The 17,948-nt window shown below is 41.3% G+C and carries 14 protein-coding genes and 3 tRNA genes; all 17 read left to right on the top strand.

Annotated features, from left to right (window positions below):
- Positions 1-131 precede the first annotated feature (131 nt).
- The 17 genes from recQ (at position 132) to QZR90_RS05845 (ending at position 17,633) form a co-directional block, all read left to right on the top strand.
- Positions 132-1,967 (top strand): DNA helicase RecQ, encoded by a 1,836-nt coding sequence (recQ, locus tag QZR90_RS05925; RefSeq protein WP_295789812.1) that lies wholly within the window; start codon positions 132-134, stop codon positions 1,965-1,967.
- Between the two features lie 42 nt (positions 1,968-2,009).
- Positions 2,010-2,801 carry a thymidylate synthase gene (locus QZR90_RS05920; RefSeq protein WP_295789810.1) on the top strand — a complete coding sequence of 264 codons (792 nt, stop codon included), beginning with the start codon at positions 2,010-2,012 and terminating at the stop codon, positions 2,799-2,801.
- A gap of 54 nt (positions 2,802-2,855) precedes the next feature.
- Positions 2,856-3,344 (top strand): dihydrofolate reductase, encoded by a 489-nt coding sequence (locus tag QZR90_RS05915; RefSeq protein WP_295789809.1) that lies wholly within the window; start codon positions 2,856-2,858, stop codon positions 3,342-3,344.
- 66 nt (positions 3,345-3,410) lie between these two features.
- Complete coding sequence (locus QZR90_RS05910; protein ID WP_295789806.1) at positions 3,411-5,882, top strand: Tex family protein; 2,472 nt, start codon at positions 3,411-3,413, stop codon at positions 5,880-5,882.
- Between the two features lie 183 nt (positions 5,883-6,065).
- Positions 6,066-7,658 (top strand): DEAD/DEAH box helicase, encoded by a 1,593-nt coding sequence (locus QZR90_RS05905; RefSeq protein WP_295789804.1) that lies wholly within the window; start codon positions 6,066-6,068, stop codon positions 7,656-7,658.
- Between the two features lie 252 nt (positions 7,659-7,910).
- Entirely contained in the window at positions 7,911-8,330 is a 420-nt protein-coding gene (locus QZR90_RS05900) for a Fur family transcriptional regulator (protein ID WP_295789802.1), read from the top strand.
- 195 nt (positions 8,331-8,525) lie between these two features.
- Positions 8,526-9,359 (top strand): deoxyribonuclease IV, encoded by an 834-nt coding sequence (locus QZR90_RS05895; RefSeq protein WP_295789801.1) that lies wholly within the window; start codon positions 8,526-8,528, stop codon positions 9,357-9,359.
- Between the two features lie 67 nt (positions 9,360-9,426).
- Complete coding sequence (locus QZR90_RS05890) at positions 9,427-10,629, top strand: exonuclease SbcCD subunit D (RefSeq protein WP_295789798.1); 1,203 nt, start codon at positions 9,427-9,429, stop codon at positions 10,627-10,629.
- Entirely contained in the window at positions 10,626-13,994 is a 3,369-nt protein-coding gene (locus tag QZR90_RS05885) for an SMC family ATPase (RefSeq protein ID WP_295789796.1), read from the top strand. Before QZR90_RS05890 ends, QZR90_RS05885 begins: the two co-directional genes overlap by 4 nt.
- A 156-nt stretch (positions 13,995-14,150) precedes the next feature.
- Positions 14,151-14,522: a VOC family protein gene (locus QZR90_RS05880; protein WP_295789794.1), complete on the top strand. Its 372-nt coding sequence runs from the start codon at positions 14,151-14,153 to the stop codon at positions 14,520-14,522.
- Between the two features lie 68 nt (positions 14,523-14,590).
- Entirely contained in the window at positions 14,591-15,292 is a 702-nt protein-coding gene (locus QZR90_RS05875) for a tRNA threonylcarbamoyladenosine dehydratase (RefSeq protein ID WP_295789792.1), read from the top strand.
- Positions 15,293-15,724, top strand: coding sequence for a peptidylprolyl isomerase (locus tag QZR90_RS05870; protein ID WP_295789790.1), 432 nt, complete (start codon positions 15,293-15,295; stop codon positions 15,722-15,724).
- A 30-nt stretch (positions 15,725-15,754) separates the two neighbouring features.
- Complete coding sequence (locus QZR90_RS05865; protein WP_295789789.1) at positions 15,755-16,402, top strand: hypothetical protein; 648 nt, start codon at positions 15,755-15,757, stop codon at positions 16,400-16,402.
- Between the two features lie 12 nt (positions 16,403-16,414).
- Entirely contained in the window at positions 16,415-17,263 is an 849-nt protein-coding gene (gene speE, locus QZR90_RS05860) for a polyamine aminopropyltransferase (RefSeq protein ID WP_295789787.1), read from the top strand.
- Positions 17,264-17,395: 132 nt separating this feature from the next.
- A tRNA-His gene (locus QZR90_RS05855) sits at positions 17,396-17,471 on the top strand.
- Between the two features lie 7 nt (positions 17,472-17,478).
- A tRNA-Gln gene (locus QZR90_RS05850) sits at positions 17,479-17,553 on the top strand.
- 4 nt (positions 17,554-17,557) lie between these two features.
- Positions 17,558-17,633: transfer RNA gene (locus QZR90_RS05845), tRNA-Lys, on the top strand.
- Positions 17,634-17,948 lie beyond the last annotated feature (315 nt).

The following is a 17,948-nucleotide window of genomic DNA, read 5'->3' as shown; positions in this document are numbered from 1 at the left end:
AATATCAGGAATTTTAGGATAAATTGAAGGTTTCATAGTTTGCCCGAAGTTAGTAGAAATGATAAAATAATAAGATAGCCAATAAGGCAAAAGTTAGCTAGATTTGATTTTGTTGTAAAGGACGTGATGAGATGGCACATAAGGCAGCTGAAGCAGCATTAGAGCGATTTTTTGGCTATTCTTCCTTTAGACCAGCTCAAGAGGTACCGGTAGCGTCCTTGTTGGCAGGGCAAGATATATTAGCCATTATGCCTACTGGCGCGGGGAAGTCTATATGCTTCCAGATTCCAGCGCTATTGCGGCAAGGGCTGACTATTGTATTTTCTCCACTCATCTCGCTTATGCAAGATCAAGTAGAAGGCCTGCGCCTACAACATATTCCGGCAGCCTATATGAATAGCACTCTTGAGCAAGATCAAGTTGTAGCCCTCATGCGTCAGTTGCGAGCTGGGCGAATAAAACTTTTATACTTAGCTCCAGAGCGACTAGGATCAGAATATTTTCAAAACTTTTTATGTGAATTGCCTATTTCACAAGTAATAATAGATGAGGCTCATTGTGTGTCACAATGGGGGCATGACTTTAGACCTTCCTATCAATTGATTGGGCCTTTTATAGAGCGTTTGCCTAAGCGCCCTGTTGTGGGTGCTTTTACAGCAAGTGCTACACAAGAAGTAGAGAGAGATATGAAGCGCCTCTTAGGCCTTACGCAAGCTCGAGTTCATATTACCGGCTTTGACCGTCCTAATTTAGCATTTTCCGTAGTGCAGCCGAGTCGTAAGTTACCTTATGTACTTCAATTTGTAGAAGCTCATAAAGATGAGAATGGTGTGATTTACTGCTCCACGCGCAAGGATGTGGAAAAGATTTACGGAGAACTTATTAAGCATGGCTATGAAGCTGGCTATTACCATGCTGGTCTATCTGATGAAGTGCGTAAATTACAGCAAGAGCGCTATGCTTATGATAAGGTGAAAATCATGGTTGCCACCAGTGCTTTTGGTATGGGTATTGATAAGAGTAATGTACGCTATGTATTGCATTATCAAATGCCGCGCAATATGGAGAGTTATTACCAAGAGGCCGGTCGTGCTGGCCGTGATGGGGGGCCTGCTGTTTGCGTACTCCTCTATAGTGGGCGCGATGTGATGATTCATAAGTATTTAATCAATGAATCTGTTCATGAGCCGGCTCGCCAGCGCATTGAAATGACTAAATTGCAGCAAATGATTAACTATTGCTTTACTACGGACTGTTTGCGCAAATATATGCTCAATTACTTTGGTGAGCAAGTACAATGGACGCGTTGTGATAATTGTAGCTCTTGTAAAAATAAAGGGCAGCTCCGTGATTTGACGAAGGAAGCTAAATATATATTTAAGGCCATTGTAGATACTGAAGAGCGCTATGGGGCTGCGATGATTGCTGATATTGTAGCCGGCAATCGGACGGATCGCATTGTCAAATATGGATATGATCGCCTTCCTGTATTTGGCGCTTTGCGCGATATGGATGACAAGGATATAAAAGGTCTAATCCGTCAATTTGTATCCTTAGGATATTTGCATTGCGCTACAGGGAAGTACCCTATATTAAGTATTGAGCCCGCTGGTGAAGCTGTGCTCGAAGGTGAGGCTACAGTACAAGAAGTGCGACGTCAAGTCGTAACAGTGCGTGAAGAACCTTATCGAACTGCTGGAGCTGGAGGTATGGCTAAACAATGGGCAGCACAGCGAAGTCGCGGTGGCAAGAAAAGTCTGTTTGATGTACTTAGGGAACATCGAAAGAAACTTAGTGAAATTAAGAATGTACCACCATATTTAATTTTCCCAGATACAGTTTTAATTGATATGGCTTCTACTAGACCGCGAACCTTAGCGGATTTGAGCAATATAAAAGGCGTAGGCGATGCTAAATTACAAGAGTTTGGCCTGTCCTTTTTAGCTGTTATTAGTCAGTATAAGTAGTCAGATAAATATATAAATTGGTTATGATAAAGGAGAACCACCATGAGTAGTGCGGATACACAGTATTTAGATATTATTGAGCGCATTTTAAAGGATGGATACTATGCAAATAATCGCACTGGCATCCCTACATACAAATTGCCTCATCAAGTGATGCAGTTTGATTTAGCTAAGGAATTTCCTATTTTAACAACTAAGTTTGTAGCATTTAAAACAGCCTTAAAAGAATTGCTTTGGATTTGGCAAAAGCAGAGTAATGATGTAAAAGAATTGCAAGCTATGGGCGTTCATGTATGGGATGAATGGATGCGCGAAGATGGCACTATTGGCAAGGCTTATGGTTATCAGCTAGCAAAGTATAAACAAGTAGACAATCTATTGCGCATGATTAAAGAGGACCCTCAAAGTCGCCGCATGATTGTAACACTTTGGAATATTGAAGATTTGCCAGACATGGCGTTACAACCTTGCGCTTATGAGACTCTTTGGGATGTGGCTGGAGACCGCCTCAATTGTATGCTTGTACAGCGCAGTGGTGATATGGGCTTAGGCGTGCCATTTAATATGGCCCAATATGCCACATTAGTATGCTTAATTGCTCAAGTGAGTGGGTTAAAACCTGGTCGCTTTACCCATATTATTAATAATGCCCATATTTACGAAAATCATGTGGACGCATTAAAAACACAATTAGAGCGTCGTGACCAAGCGTTAGCAGCGCCGAAGATTTGGATTAATCCTGACGTAACTGATTTCTATGGGATTACACCAGATGATGCAAAACTTGAAGGTTATGAGCATTTAGGTAAACTGCCTATGGATGTAGCCGTATAAGACGTAGAATGCAGGGACTATAAAATGTATTGGTTAGGTTGATGGAGGTGTCTTATGTTAGCGATGATCGTGGCGCGTGCCAGCAATGGCGTTATTGGGAAGGATAATAAGTTAATTTGGCATATTTCTAAGGATTTACAGCATTTTAAATTGTTGACCACAGGTCATGTTATCATCATGGGGCGTAAGACTTTGGAGTCTTTGCCATTCTTATTGCCTAAACGGGAGCATTGGGTGATTACTCGTCAAGCAGATTATGTACCACCATATGAAGGGGTGCGCGTATTTCACAGCCCTGAAGAAGCTGTAGCAGAAGCGGAAAAATTAAATGATATTGTGTTCTGCATTGGAGGCGCTGAGATTTACAAGAGTCTTATGCCTTATGCAGACCGTCTTTATGTGACAGAGATTTATAAAGACTATGACGGGGATGCCCTATTCCCACCGATTATGGCAGATGAATTTATGGAGTCGGTGCGTATGACAGGATCAGATGAGACCGATGAGGTAGCGTTTGATTTTGTTATTTACAGTCGCATATAGTAATGCTAGGGAAGACTCTTATAGCCTAGTTAAGGATAGAAATAAAATTGTTGGAGGAAGTAGTACATGTTAGAAAAAATGGCTCACCATATAGCCGGTGAACTGGGTGTAAAGGATTGGCAAGTAAAAGTAGCTGTTGAACTTATGGATGAAGGGAATACCGTACCTTTTATTGCTCGATATCGAAAAGAAAAAACAGGCGAATTAAAGGATGAGCAATTACGTGAAATTGAAGAACGTATTAAATATTTACGCAATTTAGAGAGTCGCCGTGAAGAGATTATTCGCTCGATTACAGAACAGGAGAAAATGACACCTGAACTGGAAGTGGCTTTGCAAAATGCTATGAAATTACAAGAGCTAGAAGACTTGTATTTACCTTATCGTCCTAAGAAGCGCACGCGTGCTTCTATGGCGCGAGAAGCAGGGCTTGAGCCACTAGCGGATTTATTATGGAAAGCAGGTAGTGATAATAAGGCCAGTGCAGACGAACTAGCTAGTCCATTCATTACTGATGCGGTGGAATCTGTAGAGGCAGCCTTGCAGGGGGCCATGGATATTTTGGCCGAAGATGTAAGTGATCGCGCCGATTTCCGCGCCTATTTACGTGAGTCTATGTGGAAGAAAGATACTATTTCAGCAGCTCTTACAGGGGATGATGAAGAGGTAAAAAAAGGCTTTTTGCAATATGATGAATATGAAGAGCCTATCCATCAAATGCCATCACACCGAATTCTCGCTATTAATCGCGGTGAAAAATTGGGGGCCTTAAAGGTGAGTCTAAATGCTAGCGATGATACATATATTGCGTATATGTTGAGCAAAATCCCAAGCGATGGAGCACCAGCTTTGGCAACATATCGTGAGGAAGCGGTAGCGGATGCGTATAAACGACTCATTTTACCGGCTTTAGAACGAGAGATTCGTAAGACCTTAACTGAAGCGGCTGATGAGCAAGCTATTAAAGTGTTTGGCACGAATCTTCGCAATTTATTGCTTCAACCACCATTGGCAGGGCATGTAATTATGGGCCTTGACCCAGGCTATCGCATGGGCTGTAAAATGGCCATTATTGATGCACAGGGCAATGTATTAGACCAAGGAATTTACCATCTAACTTCTGGTGAACGTGGCATAGAAGCAGCTAAAAAAGATATGCCAGCTAAGATTCGCAAGTGGAAGGTAACACTTATTTCCATTGGCAATGGTACAGCGTCTTATGAAACCGAACAATTTGTTTCTAATTTGATAGAGGCAGAGCAATTAGATTGTCATTACATTATCACTAATGAAGCGGGCGCATCTGTTTATTCCGCATCTAAGCTTGCTATTGAAGAATTACCTGATTTAGATGTATCTATCCGCGGTGCTGTGTCTATTGCGCGTCGCGTACAAGATCCATTGGCAGAAGCAGTTAAGATCGATCCTAAATCGATTGGTGTAGGACAGTATCAACATGATGTGAATCAGAAGCAATTGACTGCTACCTTAGATCAAGTGGTGGAAACGGTAGTAAACCATGTAGGCGTAGAACTCAATACGGCGTCACCAGCTATCTTGCAGCATGTAGCTGGGATTAGTAGCGCTGTAGCTAATAATATAGTAGATTATCGTAAAGATGTGGGTACGTTCACGTCTCGTAAAGAGCTCTTAAAAGTTAAGCGCTTAGGACCGGCTGCATTTACTCAATGTGCAGGTTTCTTGCGTATTAAAGATAGTGTGAATCCATTAGATAATACGCCAGTTCATCCAGAGTCATACGAATTAGCGGAAGCAATTATTAATAAATTGGGATTCCAATTGGTTCAGCTTACTGATAAATCAGCGCACGAAGAACTACTTGCTAAGTTAGGTGATGTGCAGGCTGAAAGTTTAGCTAGTGAATTGGATGCTGGGGTGCCTACAGTGCGTGATATTTTAGAGGCATTGGCTAAGCCAGGTCGCGACCCGCGTGAAGACTTACCAGCACCTATGACGCGTAAACATATTATGAGTCTTGAAGATGTCAAAGTAGGTACAGTAGTAAAAGGCACAGTTCATAATGTAGTTGACTTTGGTGCCTTCGTGGATTTTGGTCTCAAAGTCAATGGACTTCTTCATCGCAGTGAATTTTGCCGTCGCAATGAACATCCTTCTGATGTTTTGGCGGTAGGCGATATTATTGAAGCAGAAATTATTTCTGTTGAGCCAGAACGAAATCGCATTGGCCTATCCATGAAAGCTTTGCGCGATAAAGAGAAAGCGGCTCGTGGTGACGGAGCGTCCAATCAGGCTAATCAGTCCAATAATTCTCGTCGCTCTAATAGATCTAATACATCGAATAGCTCGAAGGGGGCTAACCGTGAGGGCCGACGCCAAAGTGGTGAACAAGCTAGCAATCAACAAAATGATCGCCGTCAGCGAAATAATCGCAATGCCCAGGGACGTCGTCAAGGTGGGCAGCGCTCAGGTAATGGTGAGGGCCGTGGAAATCGTCATCGTGAACCGGCACCTTTTGTGAATAATAATATTACGATTACCTATAGTAAGAAGAAATAAGTATAGTAAAAAAATAAGCATAGTGTAAGAATATCTATATAGCCAAACAAGAAAATCACTTCTTGTTTGGCTATTATGCGTCTTCTGTGTTATAATAGATAATACATCAATTTAGATATAATAGTTTTTGATTAATTATATAGATAATAAAATGTTTTTAAATAAGGAGGACTTATACAGTTCATGCTTGAAAAATTTGAAGAATTACAGATTAGTGAACCCATATTACGTGCGTTAAATGATATGGGCTTTGAAGAACCTACGCCGATTCAACAGGAAGCGATTCCAGTGGCTATGAGTGGCCTTGATATGATTGGCCAGGCTCAGACCGGTACCGGCAAAACAGCAGCCTTTGGTATTCCGGCTTTAGAGCAGGTTGATGAAAATCTTCGTGCCGTACAGGTGCTTATTTTATCGCCAACTCGTGAGCTTGCTATTCAGGTAGCTGAAGAGCTTAATAAAATGGCTCAGCACACTCAAATCCAAGCCCTTCCTATTTATGGTGGTCAGGATATTCAACGCCAATTCCGTAGTCTTCGTAAAAATCCTCAAATCATCGTGGCTACGCCAGGTCGCTTAATGGACCATATGGAACGTGGTTCCGTAAGTTTTGATAAAGTGTGCGTTGTAGTACTTGATGAAGCTGATGAAATGCTTAATATGGGCTTTGTGGATGATATTAATAAAATCTTAGGCGCTGTACCTGAAGCGCGTCAAACTTTATTATTCTCCGCTACTATGCCACCAGCTATTCAGGCTTTAGCAGAGAATTATTTAAAAGAACCACGCCTTATTCGCATGAAGGCTACACAAGTTACGATGGACTTAATCGAGCAATACTACATCGAAGTACAAGACCGTCAAAAGTTCGATTTACTTTGCCGTTTGCTTGATATGCAAGCGCCAGAGCTCGCTATTGTATTCGGTCGTACGAAACGCCGTGTAGATGAAGTAACAGAAGGTTTGAAAAAGCGTGGTTACATGGCTGAAGGTATTCATGGTGACTTGTCTCAACAAAAACGCGATAGCGTAATTCGTCAATTCCGTGAAGGCACTATTGATATTTTAGTCGCTACAGATGTGGCAGCTCGAGGCCTTGATATTAGTGGTGTAACTCATGTATATAATTATGATTTGCCACAGGATCCAGAAAGCTATGTACACCGTGTAGGTCGTACTGGTCGTGCTGGTAAAGCAGGGATGGCTAACACCTTTGTTATTCCTCGTGAAATGGAACATCTCCATGCCATTGAGCGTTTAACTAAGCGTAAAATTGCTCGCCGTCGTGCTCCATCTTTAGGTGAAGTATTAGAAGGGCAACAAAAATTAGCTGTTCAAAGCTTAATTCACATGGTAGAAGATACTGAAAATTTAAAAGAGTATCGCGCTAGTGCTGAAGAACTGCTCTCTGATATTGACTCCGTTAGTCTCGTAGCAGCGGCTATTAAATTACTTACTAAAGAGCCAGATACTACACCGGTTAAAATCACTGAAGAAGCGCCACTTCGCGTTCGTAAAAAACGCACATTTGGCAAAGATGGGCGCCGCCGTGATGGACAGCGTAATAGCCGTTTCAACCGCCGCGGCGATGGTCGCAAGAGTGATGGCCGAAAAGGTGAGGGCCGCAGCGCTCGCTCCTATGATGATCGCCGTGCAAGCGGAGAAAACCGCGGTCGCGATAATCGCAAGAGCAATGGCTATAGTCGTAAAAATAACGACAGCAATAAAAACCGCAACAATCAAAGCGGTGCATTTAAACCATACTTTAAAGACTAATTAATAGATATATACCAGCTTTTAGTATGATGGACTTCATATACAATATGTTGGTAAAATATAAGAAGAACCCGCAAAATGTAGATTATTTTGCGGGTTCAATCGTATCATTTTAAGGGTTTAATCTTGCAAAAAATTGATGACTTTGATATAATTACTTAATAATAATTATTCTTCATTAAGGGTATTTATTAGCAAATTTGTACTGAGTAGTGCGTATTTATTTACATCCGAGTGGAGAGGTTGATTCAAATGGATATTGCTCAAAAATTACGTTCTGAAGGCTTTAAAGTAACGCCTCAACGAATTGCGATTTATCAAGTGCTTTATGGGCAAAATGAGCATCCAACAGCGGAAATGATTTACCAAAGTTTGCGCAACGAGCATCCAACCATGAGTTTAGCCACTGTGTATAAGACCATGGAAATTTTTGAAAAAATTGGCCTTGTGAAAGTGCTAGATATTGGCGACGAATGCAGTCGTTATGATTGGGACACCCATAATCACCCACATTTGCGCTGTACAGTGTGCAATCGTGTTGATGATTTAGATGGCATGGACATGGAAGAGATTTTCCATGACGTAGAGACTTTGAGTCGTTATAAAGTAACAGGACAACAGATTACATTTGAAGGTGTTTGCCCAGACTGTCAACATAAAGGTCTACATTAATAGACTGGGGCTTTTGTAGAGGCCCTGTGTTAGCATGGGATAACTTCAAATTTGAAAACAAATTTACAAAGAAAAGAGCCGTAGGAATTGCGAGGTAAAGTGTTTAACTTTTAGGCAGTTCAGAAGGCTCTTTTTTGTTATACTAGTATTGAGTATATTTCTTTAGAAAATTTATATTATTAAAGGAGAGTATAGATGTTAACGATTGGTTGTCATTTATCAATTAGTAAAGGCTATTTACATATGGGGGAGGAGGCGCTTAGTTTAGGTGCCAATACATTCCAGTATTTCACGCGCAATCCTCGTGGCGGTAAAGCGCGTGCTTTTGACGAAGCTGATATGAAGGCTTTAGAAGCATTTGCTAAGGAGCATAATTTTGGCAAGATTTTAGGCCATGCTCCGTATACGATGAATACTTGCGCTGCTGATCCAGGACTTCGTGGCTTTGCTAAGAATATGATGCGCGAAGATTTGGAACGTCTTGAATATTTACCAGGTCATTTATATAATTTTCATCCTGGCAGTCATGTAAAACAAGGCGTAGATCAAGGCATTGAATATATAGTAGAAGCTTTGAATGAAACGCTCTTTGAAGGCATGCAGACGACGGTGCTATTGGAAATTATGGCGGGGAAGGGGACTGAAGTGGGACGGACCTTTGAAGAAATTGCCCGCATTATTGATGGCGTTAAGCTCAAAGAGCATATGGGCGTATGCTTAGATACGTGTCACATCCATGAAGGTGGTTACGATGTAGTAGACAATCTGGACGAAGTGGTGGCGGAGTTTGATCGAATTGTTGGCTTGGACCGACTTCATGCTATACATTTAAATGATTCTAAAAATCCTCGCGGTGCGCATAAGGATCGCCATGAAAAAATTGGGGAAGGCCACATTGGTTTAGAGGCCATTGGGCGTATTATTAATCATGAAGCATTTAAAGCTTTACCATTTTATTTAGAAACGCCTAATGAGTTGGAAGGGTATGCAAAAGAAATTGCCCTCTTGCGGAGCATGTACAAGGGGTAATAGTATAGGATTAATTTGTACAATATGAAGCATGAATAAATCCTGGTGAAGTAGGTAAGGAGATTCTATGAGGATATTACATACTGGTGATTGGCATTTAGGGCGGATTTTCTACGCTCGTCATTTGACTGAAGACCAGGCCTATGTATTGGAGCATCAATTTCTCTCGCTATTAAAAGAGGCTCAAATTGATGTGGTGATTATAGCAGGTGATGTATATGATCGCGCAGTACCGCCCGTGGAAGCGGTAGAATTATGGGATATGGTGCTAGCTAAGGTGGCATTAGAGCTTAAAATTCCAGTACTCGTGATTGGGGGCAATCATGATAGTGCGGAGCGTTTAGAAATCAATAAAGATTTATTGTCGCCTATGGGGGTTCATATCTGGGGGCGTATGAATCGAGCCTTAGCACCGCTATGCCTGGAAGATGCTACGGGGCCAGTATATTTTTGCCCCTTCCCTTTTACGGAACCGCGGTCAGTAAAACATGAGTTGGAGGTATTACAAGCTAAGTTAGAGGCTGAAGGCACTTTATCCGAACCCATTGTTGATACAGATGTAGTGGCTGAGTATGGCGCTACTTATGCGGCGTGGTCTTGCTATATGCAATCTACAGTGCCTCTAGGGGCACGAGCAGTTGCTATGGCACATGTAATGGTGGCAGGCAGTGAAACTTCTGCATCTGAGCGCCCTCTTGTTATTGGAGGGTCTTCAAATATTAATGTACAGGTATTTACCCCTTTTCAATATACAGCCTTAGGGCATATTCATAGAGCGCAAAAAATGGGGTGTGAATCCATTCGCTATAGTGGCTCGCCACTGAAGTATTCTTTTGATGAAGCACATCATAAAAAAAGCTTTACTATTGTGGATTTAGGACCTGATGGCACTGTTTCGATTGAAGAAGTACCTATAAAACCATTGCATGATGTAGTAGTGTTAGAAGGTCGTTTTGATGATTTACTATTAAATGCTGATTTACAAGCGCAACATAAAGAAGATTATATTTTGTTCCGTCTTACTGATACAGCTCCTGTACTTGACGGCATGGCGCGACTTCGTGCGGCCTATCCGTTAGCTATGAGTCTTGAGTTAACGGGACGATTAGTACAGGAAAAAGAGGCAAAGGACGTACAGTATAAACAGCTATCTGAGCAAGAATTATTTGAACAATTTACTCAAGCTGTGCGGTCTGAACCTTTATCTGCTGAAGAGCATCAGTATATAAGTGGTTTGTGGGAGCGTATTTTAAAGGAGGACAAGGGATGAGACCTATATCATTAAATATTAGTGCCTTTGGCCCCTTTAGTGGCACCACGACTTTAAATTTTGAAGATTTAAAGAAGCATAGTTTGTTCCTTATTTCTGGCCCCACTGGTTCTGGTAAAACGAGTATTTTAGATGCCATGGTATTTGCTCTCTTTGGCGAGACTAGTGGACGTCTGCGCAATGGACAGACTATGCGTAGTGATTATGCGACGGATACGATGCCGACAGTGGTGACATTTGAGTTTGCTATTGGCGATAGGCGTTATAAAATTGAGCGTGCCCCGAAGCAAACGTTGAAGAAAAAACGCGGCGTAGGGACGCGCGAGGTGGAAGCCACCGCCATCCTTTGGTTTTGGGAGGATGATGCTTGGCAAGAATACAGTAGTCGCCGCACTGATATTGCTAATAAAATACAAGAGATTTTGGGCTTTCGAGTGGATCAGTTTTTGCAAGTTGTTCTCTTACCTCAAGGGGAATTTAGAAAGCTTTTAGTTGCGCCTACTTCTGAACGAGAAGCATTGATGAATAGCTTGTTTAAAACAGATATTTTTAAACGACTGCAAGAATTGTTAAAGGAAGAATACAATCAAGTTGTTGCATCAGCTAAGAGTGTAATTGATGAGCAGCAGTATTTATTGCATAGCGAACAAGTGAGTACGCAAGTAGAACTAGAGGAATTATTAGCTTTAAAAGATAAAGGGTGGCAAGCTTCAGCAGCAGCTTTAAAGGGACTGAAAGCGCGCTATGACAAAGCAGCTCTTGTGTTTGAGCTTAAGGAACAACAACGTAAGCTGGAAGAGTCCTTACTTTTAGAAAGAAAAAACGAGGCAGACTTAGCGGCTCAGGATGAGGCAATGCAATCCTTAGGGGAGACATTGGCGCAGTTAAAGGCTTTTGAAACAATTCGCTTACATGAGGCTCAATATGCTGATTTAGTCAAAGCGGAGGAACGTTTAAGGCATAAATTACAAGCTTTAGAAGTGACTCAAAAAGATATAGAGTCTCAAGTCGAAGAACTTAAGTTGGTCGGAAAACGTCTAGAGGATAAAAAAGAACAATATGAATCCTATCAAAGCTTTTTACAACAAGCTGATAGTATTCAAGAAAAATATGATGAACTTTTGCAACAGAAGGCGGAGTTGCGAAATTTAAATAGTCAGTTAGATGCTAAGGCTCAGCTAATTGAAACACAGCAAAAGACCTCAGAGTTAAAGGCTAAGGAATTGGAAAGAGATCAAGAGGCTCGTGCACAATTAAGTGAATTAGTTCAGCATGAAGCCTTATATTTGCAAATGCAAATGCAGTGTCAAGCAGGGCGACGAGCTTGGGACAGTTGGCAAGACGGATGGAAACAGTATGAAGAACTGCTGGTAAGGTCTAAGGGTGCGGAACTAGTCTTAGCTAAGGCTAAGACTGCTGAGCTTGAGGCGGAGCACGCTGTTTTATTAGAAAAGGAACTAGTCTCACAACAAGAGGCGGCTGTTTTAGCAGAACGTTTAGTATTAAATGAACCTTGTCCTGTTTGTGGCTCCTCAGATCATCCTAAAAAAGCCATTTATCCAGAGCAGTTTGATAAAAACCGTTTAGCGCAGTTGGAGTTAGCCTATAAAGAGGCTTTAGGTGCTCATTCTAGGGCGCAGACAAATTGGAATCACATTGAAGAGCAAGTCAAGGCCGGTGCTGAGCATTGTGAGCAAGCGCAGCATCAGGTAGAACTGTGGATAGATAGTTGGAATGAAGACTTTAAAGCGTGGGAAAAAGCTCTTGGGATTATAGATGCTAAGGCTGAAGTCGTAAAACGATTAGGCTCTATGGAGTCTTTAGTAGCTAGTAATTTAGTAGATGGCAAAATCTATGGTCTAGTGAGCTTAGAAAAGGCCCTTTTTACTCATACTATACAGGCCTCTATAGCCTGTGTTGTACCTATTCATGAGCTTGAACAGGCTTTAGAGACGTATGAAATTGTGTTAGCTCATATCCAAAATGGACGAAACGACTTGGCCACGCTGGAACAGCGGTTACAGAAGAGCGAGGAGAGTCAAAAATCTTTGCAAGCAGAGCTTGATGCGGTACAAGTGGCTTATCAGGGGCTAAAGAATCAGCAGGTAGCACTGACAAGCGGTATTGAGACTTTGAGTCGTTATATGCCGACTGATGATTGGAATGCGTGGATGGCTAAACGAAAAGAGATCGAGTCATGGCTTAAACAGTATAAAGAAGAGCTAAACACTTATGATGAAAAGTGGAAGGCTATTGATAGAGAACACACGACCTGTTTGGCCAATCAAGTGAATCTAAGAGAGCAGTTGGATAATAGCTTAGAAGCGCAGTCTGCAGCTCGTAAGCAGTATGTAGAGGCTGTAGAAAAGGCTGGGTTAAGTGATGAGCGTTTGAATGAATTAGTCCAACTTAGTGATGAGCAGCACGCACTAGAGCAACAGTGGGAACGATATAAAGAAGCTTGCGTACAGGTGCGAACTCGCCTTGATGAATTAGAAAAGCAAAGGCAAACTATTGAGTCTTCGCTGTCCATAGCGGAAGCGGAATGGATTGCTATAGATGAGCGTGGCGTTAATGATTTAGGCGGTTCGGACACGCTTTTGGACATAACTGTTGAAGGTAAACAGGCAGGGGAGGCTTTTAAAAGCGAATCTATGCCGGTTCAAATTACAGAAGAAGTGGTCAAAGAATTAGCTGCTGCGTATGAAACTGGTTTGCAAGCTGTGGCGGTAAATGAAAAAGAAGTGGCGCGTTTAAAAAAGGTGCTGGCTCAATATACTGCCTTAGTGGCAAATAATTTGGAAATTACTAAGCGCAGCGAGTTTTTGTATAATTTGTCTGATATGGCTAATGGTGGAACTACAGGCTTGCGTGGTGTAACGTTTGAGCTCTATGTTCTAGGGGCCATATTGGAGGAAGTAGTGAGTGCTGCTAATTTACGGCTTCGGCGCATGAGCCGTCAGCGTTATGAATTACAGCGGACCCCAGTGGAAGGTTTAGGGCGAGGACATCGCGGATTAGATTTATCTGTATTCGATAATTATACGGGCGTAGCGCGACCGGCGAATACTTTATCAGGTGGGGAAACTTTTTTAGCCTCTTTATCTCTAGCCATGGGGCTCGCTGATGTGATTCAAGCATATGCAGGTGGCGTTCATTTAGATACCATATTTATTGATGAAGGCTTTGGAACCTTGGATCCTGATTCATTAGATGTAGCTATGGAAAGCCTTTTAGAATTACAAGCTAGTGGTCGCCTGGTGGGGATTATATCTCATGTGCCGGAGCTAAAATCTAGAATTCCGGCGCACTTAGAAGTGAAACCAGTGGAACAAGGTAGTGTAGCGAAATTTGTGGTGCCGTAAGAGTCGATTGTAGGAATTCACTATATCGAAATATAGCAATATATAGAAAAATATGATACTATATACGCAGTACCCTTGTATTTAGTAGGATATAAGGGACGGTATATTAATCGTATATAACTATAAAATGTAATAGTTTGAAAGGAGTGGTTACGGATGAAATTCGTTATGGCTCACAATAATTTTAATGTTAAAGATTTAGACAAGAGCATAGCTTTTTATGACAAAGCCTTAGGTTTGAAACCTGGTCGTCGTATTGAACCAGAAGATGGAGCGTTTAAGATTGTATATTTAGATGGTCCAGATAGCCCTCATCAATTAGAGTTAACTTGGCTTCGCGACTGGGATCGTCCATATAATTTAGGGGACAATGAATTCCATTTAGCCTTTAAAGTGGATGATTATGAAGGGGCTCATAAATTACACGAAGAAATGGGTTGCATTGTGTATGAAAATCCTAATATGGGGATTTATTTTATCGCTGACCCAGATGGATATTGGTTGGAAGTAATTCCTGCTAAGCGTTAATTTTAAATAAAAGTTAAGAGTAAGAAATAAGAAATACATCGTTTGATTGAGATTGTTGGAGTTTGAGCATGGAGCATATGTTTACTCGTTTAGAGTGGTTAGTGGGAAAAGAAAAAATGGCGGATTTGGGGACCAAGTCCGTAGCCTTGTTTGGCTGTGGTGGCGTTGGTGGTTTTGCTATGGAAGCATTAGTACGCACCGGCGTAGGTCGCTTAGTACTCATTGATGGGGATAAAGTAACAGTGAGTAATTTAAACCGTCAGCTTATTGCTACTCAGGCCACCATTGGCCGCCGTAAGGTAGAAGTGGCAAAGGAGCGCGCTTTATCCATTCGCCCTGATATGGTAGTAGACACATATGATATTGTGTATACCAAGGACGAGTATCCTACGTTTTTTGAAGATATTAAGGTGGATTTTGTTATTGATGCTATAGATATGGTAACGGCGAAATTAGCTATTATCGAAGAGTGTCAGAAACTAGGTATTCCTTGTATTTCTTCTATGGGAACAGGCAATAAAATGCATCCAGAAATGTTGACTATTGCTGATATTAGCAAAACCCATACTTGCCCTTTGGCAAAAGTGGTGCGCCGTGAGCTTAGAAAGCGTGGCATTAAACGTCAACCAGTAGTGTTTTCGACGGAAAAACCAATGACGCCAACTCGCGATGATGACTCCAGAAGTCCAGGCTCTTGTGGCTTTGTGCCTTCTGTTTCTGGACTTATGTTGGCTAGTTATGTATTACGAACTTTATTGGAGGTAGAATAAATGAAACAAGCAATTATTCATATGGAAAAAGGCGATATTAAAATCGAATTATTTGAAAAAGAAGCTCCTGGTACAGTGGAGAATTTTGAAAAATTAATTAAGGAAGGTTTCTATGATGGTTTAACATTCCATCGCGTAATCCCTGGTTTCGTAGCTCAAGGTGGTTGCCCTAATGGTAATGGCACAGGTGGTCCTGGCTATACAATCAAAGATGAATTAGTAGGCAACCCACACAAACATGATCGTGGTGCTTTATCTATGGCACATCGCGGTCCTAATACTGGTGGCAGCCAGTTCTTCATTGTATATGAGCCACAACCTCATTTAGATGGAGTTCACACTGTATTTGGTAAAGTTATTGAAGGCATGGATATTGTAGACCGCATTAATCAAGGCGACCGCATGCTTTCTGTGGAAGTTGTTGAAGCGTAGTAAGAGAAGAAAAAGAGGGTTGGACCTGGTATGGAAAGTTTGACAATCAAACATCCAGAGTGGTTGCAGGTTGAAAAAGATGGGCGCCACTCCTATGGATACAACCAAGAATGGTACCACGATGATTGGCAACGATTAGCTGGTTGTGGCCCTACAACGGCAACACAGTTAATTAGTTATGTACAATTTCGCGATCAAATTCTTGATCTAAATACCAGCGCTGATGGCGAAGCAGCCTTAAAGCGTATGGAAGAAGTGTTTAATTATGTAAAGCCCCGTTTTGGTGGTGGTTTATATAAAACACAATGGCTAGAAGAAGGTTTGGAAAACTATATTAAAGATAAGGGTTTGCCCTACACGGTTAAAATGATGGGTATTTATCCTTTTGCTGTAAGTCGTGCACCACTTTCCGAAGTCGTTAATTTTATTAAACAAGGTTTAGGCAATGACTCACCAGTGGCATTTTTAAATCGTCATAGAGGACGTGAAAAAGAATTGTCTACTTGGCATTGGGTACCTATTGTAAAGTTAACTGATGATGGAGACGATGTGCGATGCGTTGTATATGATGAAGAAATAGCGCGTGAATTCTCACTAACTAAATGGTTGAAGGATACTATCTTAGGCGGTAGTTTTGCGTATGTTCAAAAGTTAAATACAGCAAGTAAAGTAGTTTAGGAGGAATTGGATATGACGCAATGGATTGAAGAACGTCAATCAGAACATTTAACATTAAGAGCAGAAGTAGATAAAATTTTATATAAAGGTGCTTCAGAGTTTCAGACTATCGAAGTAGCACATAGCTTAGAATACGGCAATATGCTAGTCCTAGATGGCGTGTTTCAAACATCTGAGCGTGAAGAGTTTTTCTATCATGAAATGATTGCTCATATTCCTTTGTTCTTGCATCCGAATCCAAAACATGTGTTGATTATTGGTGGTGGTGATGGTGGCGTAGCTAGAGAATGCGTACGTCATGACTGTGTTGAATCTGTTACAATGGTAGAAATTGATGGTAAAGTAGTAGAATTAGCTAAAGAATATTTACCGACTATAGCAGACGCAATGATTAACAATCACCCTAAATTGACTGTAAAAATTGGCGATGGCATTGCTCATATGGAAGCAGCTGAAAATGCATATGATGTTATTATTGTGGATTGTTCTGATCCTATTGGACCAGGGGAAGGACTCTTTACAGAAGAGTTTTATGCTAATACATTAAAAGCATTGAAGCCTGATGGTTTATTTGTACAACAGACAGAATCACCTATGATGCATCAGCCATTAGTAAAGAAAGTGTTTGGTTTTGTGGACAAACACTTCCCTTATACTAATTTATTCATGTCTTATATTCCTATTTACCCAACAGGCATGCATTGCTTTACACTAGGCTCTAAGACGTATAATCCACTTGCATGGGAGCCTAATAGAGTGCAGAATTTCAAAACGAAGTATTATAATCAAGAGATTCATAAAGCAGCCTTTGCATTGCCAAATTTTGTAAAAGAGTATTTGGGGATTGCAGAGAGTAAATAGGTCTAGTTATTAACTTGTTATAGGCTCGAATAAAAGAATTTATAAATTTGTAAAAAAGGTGTTGACAGAGTCCCCGTGGCGGTGATATACTAATTTTCGTTACGGGGCACTGTTCCCTGTAAATCCACAGTGGTGGGTATGGTGAAGCGGTTAACACGGCGGATTGTGGCTCCGTTATGCGTGGGTTCGATCCCCACTACTCACCCCACATTTTTAGGGGCGTCGCCAAGTGGTAAGGCAATGGACTTTGACTCCATTATGCGCTGGTTCGATCCCAGCCGCCCCTGCCAGTATGACTCACTAGCTCAGTTGGCAGAGCACCTGACTTTTAATCAGGGTGTCCCGCGTTCGAGTCGCGGGTGAGTCACCACTAAAAATGCTGACCTCGGTCAGCATTTTTCTTTCTTTTTGTGGGGCCTAGTATACTATGTGTAATTTATATACATTATAGAGTGTAGTAGGTAACGGAATGATTAGATGACCGAGTTGTTTTATGTGAACTATTAGCTGATTTCTAAGTTTTTATGAAAGAAAAAAGTTTTGAAAAAAGCATTAAAAAGTAGTTGACAAGAAAAAACAAAATTGGTAAAATAATTAAGTCGCTAGGGACCGACGTTAAAAAAGCCTGATAGATCTTTGAAAACTGAACAATGTAAGGTAATCATTTCAATACGAAATGAACATA

It is taken from the genome of uncultured Veillonella sp. (assembly GCF_900545795.1).
Lineage (GTDB): Bacteria > Bacillota > Negativicutes > Veillonellales > Veillonellaceae > Veillonella_A.
This window is presented reverse-complemented; position numbering and strand designations above follow the sequence as displayed.

Excerpts from the sequence above, each read along its gene's own strand:
- QZR90_RS05905 (WP_295789804.1), top strand. The coding sequence starts at position 6,066 with ATGCTTGAAAAATTTGAAGAATTACAGATTAGTGAACCCATATTACGT.
- speE (WP_295789787.1), top strand. The coding sequence starts at position 16,415 with ATGACGCAATGGATTGAAGAACGTCAATCAGAACATTTAACATTAAGA.
- QZR90_RS05865 (WP_295789789.1), top strand. The coding sequence starts at position 15,755 with ATGGAAAGTTTGACAATCAAACATCCAGAGTGGTTGCAGGTTGAAAAA.
- QZR90_RS05895 (WP_295789801.1), top strand. The coding sequence starts at position 8,526 with ATGTTAACGATTGGTTGTCATTTATCAATTAGTAAAGGCTATTTACAT.
- recQ (WP_295789812.1), top strand. The coding sequence starts at position 132 with ATGGCACATAAGGCAGCTGAAGCAGCATTAGAGCGATTTTTTGGCTAT.
- QZR90_RS05920 (WP_295789810.1), top strand. The coding sequence starts at position 2,010 with ATGAGTAGTGCGGATACACAGTATTTAGATATTATTGAGCGCATTTTA.
- QZR90_RS05890 (WP_295789798.1), top strand. The coding sequence starts at position 9,427 with ATGAGGATATTACATACTGGTGATTGGCATTTAGGGCGGATTTTCTAC.
- QZR90_RS05880 (WP_295789794.1), top strand. The coding sequence starts at position 14,151 with ATGAAATTCGTTATGGCTCACAATAATTTTAATGTTAAAGATTTAGAC.
- QZR90_RS05915 (WP_295789809.1), top strand. The coding sequence starts at position 2,856 with ATGTTAGCGATGATCGTGGCGCGTGCCAGCAATGGCGTTATTGGGAAG.
- QZR90_RS05875 (WP_295789792.1), top strand. The coding sequence starts at position 14,591 with ATGGAGCATATGTTTACTCGTTTAGAGTGGTTAGTGGGAAAAGAAAAA.
- QZR90_RS05900 (WP_295789802.1), top strand. The coding sequence starts at position 7,911 with ATGGATATTGCTCAAAAATTACGTTCTGAAGGCTTTAAAGTAACGCCT.
- QZR90_RS05910 (WP_295789806.1), top strand. The coding sequence starts at position 3,411 with ATGTTAGAAAAAATGGCTCACCATATAGCCGGTGAACTGGGTGTAAAG.
- QZR90_RS05870 (WP_295789790.1), top strand. The coding sequence starts at position 15,293 with ATGAAACAAGCAATTATTCATATGGAAAAAGGCGATATTAAAATCGAA.
- QZR90_RS05885 (WP_295789796.1), top strand. The coding sequence starts at position 10,626 with ATGAGACCTATATCATTAAATATTAGTGCCTTTGGCCCCTTTAGTGGC.